General features: G+C 61.8%; 11 protein-coding genes and 1 riboswitch. Of the genes, 5 read left to right on the top strand and 6 right to left on the bottom strand.

From position 1 onward, the window contains the following. Nucleotides 1-22 precede the first annotated feature (22 nt). Nucleotides 23-649 carry a hypothetical protein gene (locus tag E0E41_RS18810; protein WP_130868638.1) on the top strand — a complete coding sequence of 209 codons (627 nt, stop codon included), beginning with the start codon at nucleotides 23-25 and terminating at the stop codon, nucleotides 647-649. Nucleotides 650-788: 139 nt separating this feature from the next. Then, nucleotides 789-2,330: a glutamine-hydrolyzing GMP synthase gene (gene guaA / locus E0E41_RS02890; protein WP_130868637.1), complete on the top strand. Its 1,542-nt coding sequence runs from the start codon at nucleotides 789-791 to the stop codon at nucleotides 2,328-2,330. 67 nt (nucleotides 2,331-2,397) lie between these two features. Here guaA and E0E41_RS02885 read toward each other — a convergent pair whose 3' ends face one another. Then, nucleotides 2,398-4,761 carry a phosphoketolase family protein gene (locus E0E41_RS02885; RefSeq protein WP_207303237.1) on the bottom strand — a complete coding sequence of 788 codons (2,364 nt, stop codon included), beginning with the start codon at nucleotides 4,759-4,761 and terminating at the stop codon, nucleotides 2,398-2,400. 246 nt (nucleotides 4,762-5,007) lie between these two features. Between E0E41_RS02885 and E0E41_RS02880 the strand changes: the two genes are divergently transcribed. Further along, complete coding sequence (locus tag E0E41_RS02880) at nucleotides 5,008-5,856, top strand: undecaprenyl-diphosphate phosphatase (RefSeq protein WP_242623665.1); 849 nt, start codon at nucleotides 5,008-5,010, stop codon at nucleotides 5,854-5,856. A gap of 45 nt (nucleotides 5,857-5,901) precedes the next feature. Then, on the top strand, nucleotides 5,902-8,589 hold the full coding sequence (locus E0E41_RS02875) for an FtsK/SpoIIIE family DNA translocase (RefSeq protein ID WP_130868635.1): 2,688 nt from the start codon (nucleotides 5,902-5,904) through the stop codon (nucleotides 8,587-8,589). A 69-nt stretch (nucleotides 8,590-8,658) separates the two neighbouring features. Here E0E41_RS02875 and ribH read toward each other — a convergent pair whose 3' ends face one another. The 5 genes from ribH to E0E41_RS02850 all read right to left on the bottom strand — a co-directional run bounded on the left by ribH (nucleotide 8,659) and on the right by E0E41_RS02850 (nucleotide 12,714). Then, complete coding sequence (ribH, locus tag E0E41_RS02870; protein WP_130868634.1) at nucleotides 8,659-9,126, bottom strand: 6,7-dimethyl-8-ribityllumazine synthase; 468 nt, start codon at nucleotides 9,124-9,126, stop codon at nucleotides 8,659-8,661. 23 nt (nucleotides 9,127-9,149) lie between these two features. After that, a complete protein-coding gene (locus E0E41_RS02865; RefSeq protein WP_130868633.1) occupies nucleotides 9,150-10,352 on the bottom strand; it encodes a bifunctional 3,4-dihydroxy-2-butanone-4-phosphate synthase/GTP cyclohydrolase II in 1,203 nt (400 codons plus the stop codon). Between the two features lie 18 nt (nucleotides 10,353-10,370). Beyond that, the gene (locus tag E0E41_RS02860; protein WP_130868632.1) at nucleotides 10,371-11,018 is read right to left on the bottom strand and encodes a riboflavin synthase; all 648 of its coding nucleotides are present in this window, start codon (nucleotides 11,016-11,018) and stop codon (nucleotides 10,371-10,373) included. Continuing rightward, on the bottom strand, nucleotides 10,999-12,105 hold the full coding sequence (gene ribD / locus E0E41_RS02855; RefSeq protein ID WP_130868631.1) for a bifunctional diaminohydroxyphosphoribosylaminopyrimidine deaminase/5-amino-6-(5-phosphoribosylamino)uracil reductase RibD: 1,107 nt from the start codon (nucleotides 12,103-12,105) through the stop codon (nucleotides 10,999-11,001). The genes E0E41_RS02860 and ribD overlap by 20 nt, the downstream gene beginning before the upstream one ends. A 155-nt stretch (nucleotides 12,106-12,260) precedes the next feature. Beyond that, nucleotides 12,261-12,376, bottom strand: a riboswitch (FMN riboswitch). A gap of 80 nt (nucleotides 12,377-12,456) precedes the next feature. Continuing rightward, nucleotides 12,457-12,714: a hypothetical protein gene (locus E0E41_RS02850; RefSeq protein ID WP_130868630.1), complete on the bottom strand. Its 258-nt coding sequence runs from the start codon at nucleotides 12,712-12,714 to the stop codon at nucleotides 12,457-12,459. Between the two features lie 178 nt (nucleotides 12,715-12,892). Between E0E41_RS02850 and E0E41_RS02845 the strand changes: the two genes are divergently transcribed. Then, nucleotides 12,893-13,276, top strand: a complete 384-nt coding sequence (locus tag E0E41_RS02845) for a Fur family transcriptional regulator (RefSeq protein ID WP_130868629.1) — start codon at nucleotides 12,893-12,895, stop codon at nucleotides 13,274-13,276. Nucleotides 13,277-13,284 lie beyond the last annotated feature (8 nt).

The raw sequence follows: 13,284 nt of genomic DNA, 5'->3' as shown, positions 1-13,284 counted from the left end.
GAATTTGGAAGGAGGAGTTTTTATGCGCAGATGGTTGGCAATGCCCATAGCAGCGGGTCTGCTGGTGGTGGGACTGTCCGGGTGTGTCATGGAGGCAACCACAGAGAAGCCGGTGATCTACCTCTACCCGGAGGAGGAGACACGGGTGAGCGTCACACTGGACTATAACGGCCAGTTTACTTCCACCTACCCCTCCTATAAGGACGGCTGGACGGTGGATGCTGCCCCCGACGGCACCCTTACCGACCCGGATACCGGCCGGCAGTACTACTGCCTGTTCTGGGAGGGGGTCACTGAGGTGGAGTATGACTTCTCTACAGGGTTCTGTGTGGCGGGGGCAGATACCGCCGCCTTTCTGGAGGGCGCTCTGGCCGACCTGGGTCTGACGGAAAAAGAGGCCAACGAGTTCATTATCTACTGGCTGCCCAGGATGGAGCACAATCCCTATAATCTGATCTCCTTCCAGACCACCGCCTATACCGACAGTGCCAAACTGACCATTGACCCGGCCCCGGATACCCTGATCCGGGTGTTTATGGCCTGGCAGGGGGTGGAGGAGCAGGTGGAAGTGCCGCCCCAAACGCTTACTGCTCCGCAGCGCTCCGGCTTCACGGCGGTGGAGTGGGGCGGAGCAGAAGTACAACCATGAAGAAAGCCGCCGGACCTGCGGGTCCGGCGGCTTTCCTTTCGGAGCTCTTGCGCTTTTGGGGGAAATATGGTATCCTAAACTGTAAAATTTTCGTCTTTTCCCCAGATGATCATAGAATCCATAGAAAGAAGGAACGTGCATGTCCCATCAGACCTTAATCGTCCTGGATTTTGGCGGCCAGTATAATCAGCTCATTGCCCGCCGGGTCCGGGAGTGCGGGGTGTACTGCGAGGTCAAGCCCTACACCACCCCTCTGGAGCAGCTGAAGGCCATGGAGCCCATCGGCTTCATCTTTACCGGCGGCCCCAACAGTGTGTATGACGAAAAGGCGCCCCATGTGGATCCCGCTATTTTTGAACTGGGTGTGCCTGTGCTGGGTATCTGCTACGGCTGCCAGCTCATGGCCTATACGCTGGGCGGTCAGGTCACCGCTGCCCAGGCCGATACCGCGCGGGAGTACGGCAAGACCGAGACCTACTATGACACCACCTGTAAGATTTTTAAGGGACTGCCGGAGAAGGGCATATCCTGGATGAGCCACGGGGACTATATGGCCAAGGTGCCTGAAGGCTTCGCTCTGACCGCCCATACCGATGCCTGCCCCAACGTGGCCATTGCTGACGAAAAGCGGGGCTTCTACGGCGTGCAGTACCACCCCGAAGTGAACCACACCGAGCACGGCATCGACATGATCCGCAACTTCCTCTATGAGGTGTGCGGTGCGGTGGGCGACTGGTCCATGGGCGACTATAAGAACACCGCCATCCAGGCCATCCGGGAAAAGGTGGGGGACGGCAAGGTGCTGCTGGCTCTGTCCGGCGGTGTGGATTCCTCTGTGGCAGCTGCTCTGCTGGCCGAGGCCGTGGGCAATCAGCTCACCTGCGTGTTTGTGGACCACGGCCTCATGCGCCTCAATGAGGGAGATGAGGTGGAGGCCGCCTTCTCCCGCTGGGATATCAATTTTGTCCGGGTAGACGCCGAAAGCCGCTTCCTGCTGAAGCTGGCCGGTGTGTCCGAGCCGGAGCACAAGCGGAAGATCATCGGTGAGGAGTTCATCCGGGTCTTCGAGGAAGAGGCCAAAAAGATCGGGCGGGTGGATTACCTGGTGCAGGGCACCATTTATCCAGACGTGATCGAGTCCGGCGCCGGTGACGCTGCTGTCATCAAGAGCCACCACAACGTAGGCGGTCTGCCTGACTATGTGGACTTTAAGGAGATCATCGAGCCCCTGCGCCTGCTGTTCAAGGATGAGGTGCGGCAGTTGGGCCGTGAGTTGGGCCTGCCTGAATATCTGGTTATGCGTCAGCCCTTCCCTGGACCCGGCCTGGCCATCCGGGTCATCGGCGACCTGACCAAGGAGAAGCTGGATACCCTGCGGGAGGCGGATGCCATCTACCGGGAGGAGATTGCCGCCGCCGGAGAGGACAAGAATATCAACCAGTACTTCGCGGTGCTTACCAACACCCGCTCAGTGGGCGTCATGGGTGACGGCCGTACCTACGACTACACCTTGGCCCTCCGGGCAGTGACCACCAGTGACTTCATGACTGCCGACTGGGCCCGCATCCCCTACGATGTGCTGGATAAGATCTCCACCCGCATCGTCAATGAGGTCAAGGGCATCAACCGTATCGTCTACGATATCACTTCCAAGCCCCCCGCAACCATCGAGTGGGAGTAAATAGAGAGAAACAGAACCCCCCTCTGTTCGCCGCATTGCAGCGGGCAGAGGGGGGTTCTCTGAAAAATCAGACACCTTTTCCGTCATTCCACTTCCACTCCCGGATCTCCGGCAGATCGCAGCCGTGGACGGTGATATACTGGTGATGCTCCACCAGCTTGTCCTTCATCAGCTGGATGAGGAAGGCTCCCCGGTTGCCCAGCTGGGGCAGCCGCTTGACCACGTCGATGACCAGGTCGAACCGGTCGATGCAGTTCTGCACCCGCATGTCGAAAGGCGTGGTGATGGTGCCCTCCTCGATATAGCCCCGGACATGGAGGTTCTTGTTCCGGCGGCGGTAGGTCAGCTCATGGACCAGGGAGGGGTAGCCGTGGAAAGCGAAGATGATGGGCTTGTCCCGGGTGAAAAGCACGTCGTAGTCCTCATCGGTCAGACCGTGGGGGTGCTCGGTATGGGGCTGGAGCTTCATCAGATCCACCACATTGATGACCCGCACCTTCAGCTCGGGCAGGTAGCGGCGCAGGATGGTGACGGCCGCCAGGGTCTCCAGAGTGGGGGTCTCCCCGCAGCAGGCCAGCACCGCGTCGGGCTCCGCACCCTGGTCGTTGGAGGCCCACTGCCAGATGCCGATGCCGTGGGTACAGTGCTTGATGGCCTCGTCCATGGTGAGCCACTGGGGTCTCATGTGTTTGGAGGTGACCATCACATTGATATAGTTGCGGCTCTTGATGCAGTGGTCGAAGCAGGAGAGCAGGCAGTTGGCGTCGGGGGGGAGATAGAGGCGAACCACATCTGCCTTCTTGTTGGCCACGTGGTCCAGAAAGCCGGGGTCCTGATGGGTAAAGCCGTTCTGGTCCTGCTGCCACACGTTGGAGGAGAGCACATAGTTCAGAGAGGCAATATCCTGCCGCCAGGGGAGCTGCCGTGCCACCTTCAGCCACTTGGCGTGCTGGCTCACCATGGAGTCCACGATGCGGATAAAAGCCTCATAGCTGTTGAGAAAGCCGTGACGGCCGGTGAGCAGGTAACCCTCCAGCCAGCCCTGGCACATATGCTCGGACAGCATGCCGTCCATGATCCGACCGTCGGAGGTCAGGGCTTCGTCAGTGGGCAGCGTCTCCGCGTTCCAGCGGCGGCCCGTGACCTCGAAAGCGGCGTGAAGCTTGTTGCTCATAGCCTCATCCGGCACAAAAATGCGGAAATTCTTGGCCTTCTGATTGAGCTTCAGCACGTCCCGGACATATTTGGCCAGCTCTGCCATATCCTCCGCCTCCACCGCGCCGGGGGAGGGAACTTCCACGGCGTATTTGGCAAAGTTGGGGGTACGCAGGTCCCGCAGAAGCAGGCCGCCGTTGGCGTGGGGGTTGGCCGCCATCCGCCGCTCACCCTGAGGCGCCAGAGCCCGCAGAGTGGATACCGGTGCGCCGGTATCGTCGAACAGCTCCTCCGGTCGGTAGCTGCGCAGCCAGCTCTCCAGCTGGGCCAGCAGTTCGGGATGGTTCTCATCAACCGCCAGAGGGAGCTGGTGCACCCGGCAGGTGCCGTCGGGCTGGAGGGGGCCGGTCCACCCCTTGGGGGAACGGAACACCACCATGGGCCACCGGGGCCGCTCTTTTTCGCCCAGCTCCCGGGCGCCCTGCTGGATCCGCTGAATCTCCCGCACCGCCCAATCCAGAGCGGCGGCCATTTTCTGATGCATCTGGGCCGGGTCGTCTCCCTCCACGAAGCGGGGCGTCCAGCCGCAGCCCTTGAAGAAGTCCTCCAGCTCTTCGCCGCTGATACGGGCGAGCAGGGAGGGCGTGCCGTTTTTGTAGCCGTTGAGGTGGAGAATGGGGAGCACCGCCCCGTCTCCTACCGGGTCCAGGAACTTGTTGGAGTGCCAGGCAGTAGCCAAAGGTGCGGTCTCCGCCTCGCCGTCTCCCACCACGCAGGCGGCAATGAGGGTGGGGTTGTCCATCACCGCGCCGAAGGCGTGGGCCAGGGAATAGCCCAGCTCGCCCCCCTCGTTGATGGAGCCGGGGGTATTTGGCGCACAGTGGCTGCCGATGCCGCCGGGGAAGGAGAACTGGCGGAACAGCTTGCGCATGCCCTCCTCATCCTGACTCACGTTGGGATAGACCTCGCTGTAAGTACCCTCCAGATAGGCCTGGGCCACCACCGCGCTGCCGCCGTGTCCGGGGCCGCAGACATAGATCATATTCAGATCGTACTTGGTGATCACCCGGTTCAGGTGGGTGTAGATGAAATTCAGTCCCGGCACTGTGCCCCAGTGGCCCACCGGTGTAGGCTTCACATCGGTGGGGCGCAGCGGCTGACGGAGCAGGGGATTGTCCTGCAGATAAAGCTGTCCGGCAGCCAGATAGTTGGCGGCCCGCCAATAAGCGTCGATTTTTCGCAGCATGTCCGGGGTGAGAGGTCCCTTCTTTGACATGCGGGTAGAGGTCTTAATGACTACCTTCGTTTTTTCGTTGGGTGCCTTTGCCACACGAACGGCCTCCTTATGGCAAGAATCGATCTCGTAACTTTGATTTAATTATAGCGGAACAGGGTGAGGTGTCAATAGAACCGAGGTAAACCAGACAGTTCTGTTGACATAAAAGAAAAGGATGGAAATATTCTGCGGCGTATGGTAATATAAATATGTATGTCCAAAAGTATCGTCATGGAGGGAATCACATTGACCTATCTTCTGTCCATCCTAATGGGAATCATCCAGGGCGTGGCGGAGTTCCTGCCCATCTCCAGCTCCGGCCACCTGGCCCTGTTCCAGACCTTCTTCGGCATGGAAAATGTTGAAGAGAAGTACATGTTCTTTACCGTCCTGCTCCACTTCGGCACTCTGATCTCGGTGTGTGTGGTCTACTGGCGGGATATTGTGGATATGATCCGGGAATTCTTTTTGGGGATTGCAGCCCTGGCAGGGAAGGATACCGGCACGCCGCCGCCTCCCGCCCGGCGGATGGTGATGCTCATCATCATCGGCACCCTGCCTCTGTTTGTCATGGTGCTGCTGCAGGATGCGGTGAACGCTCTGTTCTCCAACTCCATCATGGTGTCCATTGCCCTGTTGTGCACCGGTTTCATCCTGTTTTTCTCCGACCGGCTGGCCAAGGGCCGCAAGACCGCCCGGAACGCCACCGTGGCGGATGCCCTCATCGTGGGCTGCGGCCAGGCCCTGGCGGTGATCCCCGGCCTGTCCCGGTCCGGTACCACCATCTCCGTAGGTATGCTGCGGGGCTTCGACCGGTCCTTTGCCGTGCGCTTTTCCTTCCTGCTGTCCCTGCCCGCCATCCTGGGCGCCAACGTGCTGGAGATCAAGGACGCGGTGGATGCCGGAATCAACATGGAAGAGATGCCCATGTATATTGTAGGCGTGGTGGTGGCCGCGGTGGTGGGCTACTTCGCCATCCGCCTGGTAAAGAGCCTGTCCGACAAGGGCAAGTTCGGCCGGTTTGCCTATTACTGCTGGGCAGTGGGTCTGGGCAGCCTGATCGCCGGCATCATCAAGACGGCGATGGCGGCCTGATCCGCTGCTGTACGTAAGAAATACCCTGGAAAGGATCTGATCGAGTTGGCCACAGCACCAAAGAAGACTACGGGCGGGAAGCGTACTGCGTCTGGAAAGAGCCGCAGCACGTCCTCCAGCCGTTCGTCCTCCAGCCGGAAAAAGACCTCTGCTCCCAGGCCGGTCCGCCGGGAAGTGGGAGCGGTGGTCTGCCTGCTGCTGGCCATTTTTTCCGCCTTTGGATACTTCCACATTCAGGCGATCTTCATTGACTTTTTCTGCGGCCTGGTGAAGGGCCTCATCGGCTACGGCTATTGGCTGCTGCCCCCCATGCTGCTGGTGGCCAGCGGTATCCTGCTGTTTCACAGGGGACGCCCGGTGCGCTTCCGGGTGTGCTGCGCCCTGCTTACCCCGGTGCTGTTTGGATGCCTGCTCCATCTGATCCTGGCCAAGGGGCCCTATGCCTGGAATCTGGAGCTGGTCAAGACCCTGTGGACTCAGGGCGAGAGCCTGAAGAGCGGCGGCGTGGTCAGCGGCGTGGTCGCCCTGGGCCTGACGGCGGTGTTCAGTAAGATCGGCGCCGGTGTTATCCTGGTGCTGGCGGACCTGATCATGCTGATGGTGGCCTTCCACATTTCGCCGGTAGCTCTGTTCGACCAGATTCGCTCCCGTCCCAGAGCAGAGTATGAGGAGGAAGAGCTGCCCGAGCCCCGGTCCAGAGAACGGCGCCGGCCCGAGCCTGAGCCGACGGCGGCTCCCACAGCCAAGCGGCAGACAGTTCCCCAGATCGATATTCCGGTGGACGACGGCCCGCTGGTGGGCAAACGGGTGGAGCCCAAGCCGGTGGAGAAGAAGGCCCATTTCTTCAACCGAAAGTCCTCGGTGCCCGCCCCTGACCAGGTGCTGGCCGGGGTGGACGGGGTGAGCGTGCCGGAGGAGCCCCAGGTTCCGGCGGCAGAACCGGCCGTCCAGCCGGCGGAGACGCCACTTGCGGAAGAGCCTGTGGCGGAGGCACCCGCCTCCGCCCCTGTGGAGCCGGTGAAGCCCGCTCCTCCCATGCCGGAGATCCAGCGGGAGCCGGCGGTGCCCTCTGCCGCCAAGGCCAGACGGGAGGAGACTGCCCAGGCTGCCGCCGAAGTGGCCCAGGACATTGCCCGCAGTCTGGGGGAGAGCACAGTAGCCTATCAGTATCCCCCGGTCTCCCTTCTGACGGAAGGAGATGGAACCTCCGGGGCTGATGTGGCGGGGGAGCTGCGGGCCAACCAGACCCGTTTGTCTGACACCATCCGCTCCTTCGGCATCGATGCCGCTATCGTCAACGTCACCCGGGGCCCCTCGGTCACCCGGTATGAGGTGGAGCTGGATCAGGGTGTGCGGCTGAACAAACTGACCAACCTGGCGGATGACATTGCCCTGGCTTTGGGAGCCACCGGTGTGCGCATTGCCCCCATCCCCGACAAGATCTCCATGGTGGGTATCGAGGTGCCCAACAAGCTGGTCTCCCCGGTGCACATCCACGATGTCATTGATTCCCGGGAGTTCCGGGACAACCCCTCCAAGGTGTCCTTTGCCGTGGGCAAGGACATCGGCGGCAACAACATCGTGGGCAACATTGCCAAGCTGCCCCATCTGCTGATCGCCGGCACCACCGGCTCCGGTAAGTCGGTGTGTACCAACTCCCTGATCATCTCCCTGCTGTACAAGGCCACTCCCGAGGAGGTCCGCCTCATCATGGTGGATCCCAAGATGGTGGAGCTGGGCATCTATAACGGTATTCCCCATCTGCTGATCCCTGTGGTCACCGACCCCAAGAAGGCGGCCGGGGCCCTCCAGTGGGCGGTGGTGGAGATGATGAAGCGCTACCGTGCCTTCTCCGAGGTGGGGGTCCGTGACCTGGCCAGCTACAACGCCCACGCCGCCAAGACGGAGGGCATGGAGAAGATGCCCCAGATCGTGGTGGTCATCGACGAGCTGGCCGACCTGATGCTGGTGGCCGCCAAGGAGGTGGAGGAATCCATCTGCCGGGTGGCCCAGATGGGCCGTGCCGCCGGTATGCACCTGATCATCGCCACCCAGCGGCCCTCCGCTGACGTGATCACCGGCCTGATGAAGGCCAATATCCCCAGCCGTATCGCCTTTGCCGTGGCGTCCTCCCTGGAATCCCGCATCATTCTGGACACCACCGGCGCGGAAAAGCTGGTGGGCCGGGGCGATATGCTCTACTTCCCTCTGGGTACCGGCAAGCCCCAGCGGGTCCAGGGCTGCCTGATCTCCGACGAGGAGGTGGCGGCCGTGGTGAACTTCATCAAGCAGAACAGCGGCACTGCCGAGTACTCGGAGGAAATCATCCACGAGATCGAGCAGCACGCCGCCGAGAAGGAGAAGGGCGGCAAGGGCGTGGGCGGTTCCGCGCCGGAGGCCGTGGCGGACGACTACGACGAACTGCTCCCCTCCGCCATCGAGGTGGTGGTGGAGACCGGCATGGCATCGGTTTCCATGCTCCAGCGCCGGCTGAAGCTGGGCTACTCCCGGGCCGCCCGCCTGGTGGACCAGATGGAAGAGAAGGGCGTGGTGGGCCCCTTCGAGGGCTCCAAACCCCGCCAGGTGCTCATCACCAAGGAGCAGTGGCAGGAGATGCAGTTCAAACAGGACATGGCGCCTGCCGCGTCCGAGCCCGTTCCCGACGAGCTGGAGTTTGAGGGGGACGCCATCCCCCAGAGCCGGGACCTGCCCCCCTTTGATATGGATTCCTGATGCAGAATAGAAACAGCGGCATGGCCACAGGCCATGCCGCTGTTTTTTGTGCTGGAGCGGGGGAGGGGCTCAGCAGCCCATCTCCCGGATCAGGTTGACCATCTCAATGGCGCCCTCGGCGCACTCGGAGCCCTTGTTGCCCGCCTTGGAGCCGGCCCGCTCGATGGCCTGCTCGATGTTCTCGGTGGTGAGCACGCCGAACAGGACCGGGATGCCGGTCTCCAGGGAGACGGCGGCGATGCCCTTGGACACCTCATTGCACACATAGTCGTAGTGGCTGGTGGAGCCCCGGATGACGGCCCCCAGACAGATCACCGCGTCGTACCTGCCGCTCTTGGCCATTTTGGAGGCGATCAGAGGGATCTCAAAGGCGCCGGGCACCCAGGCCACCTGAATGTCCTCTTCCTTCACGTTGTGGCGGAGCAGTCCGTCCATAGCGCCGCTGAGCAGCTTGGAGGTGATGAACTCGTTGAACCGGGCCACCACAATGCCCACCTTGATGTCGCTGGATACCAGTTTACCTTCAAACGTTTTCATGATAAGCTCTCCTCTCAATTCTATCAATAAGTAAGAATGTGTCCCATCCGCTCCTGCTTGGTCTTCAGGTAGAACAGGTCGTAATCGTTGGCGTCCATCTGGATGGGTACCCGCTGAGTGATCTCCAGGCCGAACTCAGACAGCTGGTACACCTTGTCCGGATTGTTGGTCAGCAGCCGCATGGTGCGCACGCCCAGGTCCCGCAGGATCTGTGCCCCGGTCCAGTACTCCCGCAGGTCGGGGGCAAAGCCAAGCTCCACGTTGGCGTCCACCGTGTCGAAGCCCTTCTCCTGGAGGGCGTAGGCCTTCAGCTTGTTGATGAGGCCGATGCCCCGGCCCTCCTGACGCATATAGAGGACCACGCCCCGGCCCTCCTTCTCGATCTGCCTCATGGCGGCGGCCAGCTGCTGGCCGCAGTCGCAGCGGCAGGAGCCGAACACGTCGCCGGTGAGGCACTCGGAGTGGACCCGGCAGAGCACGTCCTGGCCGTCCCCGATGTCCCCCTTCACCAGGGCCACATGGTGCTCGCCGGTCAGGTCGTTGGTGTAGCCGTAGATCCGGAACTGACCGTAGCGGGTGGGCATTTCGGCTACCGCCTCCCGCACCACGTGCTTGTCGTGGAGGCGGCAGTAGTCCTGGAGGGCCTTGATGGTGATGATCTTCAGCCCCCACTCCCTGGCCTTCTCCAGCAGCTCGGAGGTGCGCATCATGGTGCCGTCGTCCCGCATGATCTCGCAGCACAGGCCGCACTGGGACAGTCCGGCCAGCCGGCACAGGTCCACCGTGGCCTCGGTGTGGCCGTTGCGGGTGAGCACGCCGCCCCGGCGGGCCACCAGCGGGAACACATGGCCCGGGCGGCGCAGGTCCTCGGGACGGGTGGACGGGTCCACACACATCCGGCAGGTGAAGCCCCGCTCCTCGGCGGAGATGCCGGTGGTGGTCTTGACGTGGTCGATGGAGATGGTGAAGGCGGTCTGGTGGTTGTCGGTGTTGACCTTCACCATCTGCTCCAGCTGCAGCCGGTCGGCCAGCTCCTGGCTCATGGGGGTGCAGATCAGGCCCTTGGCGTGCATGGCCATAAAGTTGACGTTTTCGGTGGTGGCAAACTGGGCGGCGCAGATCATGTCCCCCTCGTTCTCCCGGTCCGGGTCGTCGATGGAGATGATGATGCGGCCGGCCCGCAGCTCCTCCAGCGCCTCCTCCACAGTGCAGAACAATTCTTCCATATTCCGATTCCTCCTTGCTTAAAATCCGTTCCTGGCCAGAAAATCCAGGGTGATCCCGCCAGATGCCGGGGTCTCCGGGGCAGGCGTCAGCAGCTTTTCCACGTATTTGCCGATGATATCGGTCTCCAGATTCACCAGGTCGCCTTCCTTCCGGTCCCGCAGCACCGTCTGGGCCACCGTGTGGGGGATGGCGGAGATGGCGAAAGAATCGGCGCCTACCCGGGCCACCGTCAGGCTGATGCCGTCCACGGCGATGGAGCCCTTCTCCACGATGTAGCGCAGTACCTGGGGCGGGGCCTGGATGGTGTACCAGATGGCATTGTCATCTTTTTGGATCTGGATCACCCGGCCGGTGCCGTCAATGTGTCCGGCCACGATATGGCCGCCGAACCGGCCGTCGGCCGGCATGGCCCGCTCCAGGTTGACGGCGCCGCCCCGCTTGAGCTGGGCCAGGGAGGAGCGATCCAGGGTCTCGTGCATCACGTCGGCGGTGAACCGGTCGGAGGAGAGGGAGGTGACCGTCAGGCACACCCCGTTCACCGCGATGCTGTCCCCGATTTTGGTGCCCTCCAGCACCGTTTTGGCCCGGATGGTGAGCACGGCGGACTGTCTGCCCCGCTGGATGCCCTCCACCTGGCCCATTTCTTCAACGATCCCCGTGAACATCAGCGTCCACCTCGCTTTCTATGAGAAGATCGTCTCCGATCCGGGTGACGGTGCTGTTTCTCAGCGGGATGGCCTGAGCCATCCGGCCGATGCCCGTCCCCTCCACCGGGGTCTTGGCCTCTTTGCCGCCCGCCAGCTTGGGGGCGATGTAGGTCAGCACCTTCTGTACCACGCCCTGCTCCAGAGCCGACCAGTTCAGGGTGCCGCCCCCCTCCAGCAGGACGCTGTCGATCTCCCGCCGGCCCAGCTCGTCCATCAGGGCGTTCAGGTCCACATGGCCGTCCCGCTCCGGCAGCACCAACACCTGGCAGCCCGCCGCCTCATAAGGTGTCCGCCTGTCTGCATCTGTGCAGCAGGTGGCCAGCAGGGTGGGGGACTGCCGGGCGGTGGTCACCACCTGAGCGGTGAGGGGGGTGCGGAGATGGGTGTCGCAGATGATGCGCACCGGGCTCCGCCCGCCGGGGATGCGGCAGGTCAGCAGAGGATCGTCCGCCAGCACGGTGCCCACCCCCGCCATGATGCCGGTATACCGGTGGCGCAGCTGCTGGACGTGATCTCTGGCCGCCTGGCCGGTGACCCATTTGGAATCCCCGGTGTGAGCGGCGATCTTGCCGTCCATGGTCATGGCGTATTTCATCACCACATAGGGCCGCCTGGTGCGGATATAGTGGAAGAACACCTGGTTGAGTTTCTCGCATTCCGACTCCAGCACGTGCTCCGTGACCTCCACGCCGGCCTGACGCAGCAGGGCGATCCCCTTGCCGGCCACCAGGGGGTTGGGGTCCCCGGAACCCACCACCACCCGGCGGATGCCCGACTCCAGGATGGCCTGGGTGCAGGGTGGCTGTCTGCCGTAGTGGCAGCAGGGCTCCAACGTGACATATATGGTGGCGCCCTGAGGCGGCTCGGTGCAGGCGGCCAGGGCGTTGCGCTCCGCATGGGGCTGGCCGCACTTCTCATGCCAGCCCTGTCCGATGATCCTGCCGTCCTTCACGATGACCGCGCCCACCATGGGATTGGGGGAGGCCCAGCCCACGCCCCGCTCTGCCAGAGACAGGGCCAGGGCCATGTAGTCCCGATCCTCCATACCATCATCTCCGAACAAAGAAAATTGCCCTGAACAGATCGTTCAGGGCAATGACAAGGGGCACAGGAGCAGTCCCTGTGCAAACAAAAAACTCTGGAATGTCACACATACCAGAGCAATCGTAAAATCCACGGGAATCCAATGTCCCGCGCGGCAACGATCTTCTTTCATCCAGACTGTACTGTCGGCTTCGGAGTTACACCGAATCATACCTTAACGGCTCGTGGGCTATACCACCGGTAGGGACTTTCACCCTGCCCTGAAGATCTTATTCAATTGACTGGGGTAAGTATACGCCGCCGGTACGCAGTTGTCAAGGGCGTACCGGCGGCGGAGCGGAAAAAAGTGCCGTCAGCGGGTGGCGTTCTTCACACCGTTCTTTACATCCTCGGTCACGTCTTTGGCGGCGTCGCCGATGTCGTCGGCCACGTCTTTTCCTGCGTCGCCGATGTCATCCAGGATACCCTCCGGGGTGGAGGTGACGTCCGGCTTAGGAGTAGAGGAGACCATGGGGGTGGGAGTTACCACCTCTGGGACGTTGGGCTTGCAGGCCGCCAGAGGCAGCATCAGGGCCAGCGCCAATACAAGAAAAGCAAAATTCCGTTTCATTTCCGTCCTCCTGTTGTTTCAATGGGCTGCACAGATTAGTGTGGGCGGACAGAAGGAAACTATACAAAAATTTTTTACCTAATTTGAAAAAAATACTTGCGCGGAGGGGAAAGATCTGCTATTATATCAATAACAGTAATGATTACTGTTTAATGATTTTGAGAAAGTGAGGTGGACTATGAACGGAAAACGCTACTCCAGACAGCGGGAGCTGATCTACGAGACATTGAAGCACACCAAGGAGCATCCCACGGCGGAGATGCTGTACCAGTGGCTCAAGCCGGAGAATCCCAATCTGAGCCTGGGGACAGTCTACCGGAACCTGAATCTGCTGGCAGATGAGGGGAGCATTACCCGGATGGCGTTTCCGGTGGAGCGGTATGATGCCAATACTGTTGCCCACCCCCATTTCTGCTGCGAGCGCTGCGGCGCGGTGTACGATCTGGACCTGCCCTATGATGCCGGACTGGATCAGCAGGCTCTGCTGGCCAGCGGCCACGATGTGACGGGGCACGAGGTCCTGTTCCGGGGTACCTGCATCAAGTGCAAGCAGCTCCACTGAAACACGTC

The sequence above is a fragment of the Intestinimonas massiliensis (ex Afouda et al. 2020) genome, assembly GCF_900626285.1.
In the GTDB taxonomy this organism is placed as follows: domain Bacteria; phylum Bacillota; class Clostridia; order Oscillospirales; family Oscillospiraceae; genus Flavonifractor; species Flavonifractor massiliensis_A.
This window is presented reverse-complemented; position numbering and strand designations above follow the sequence as displayed.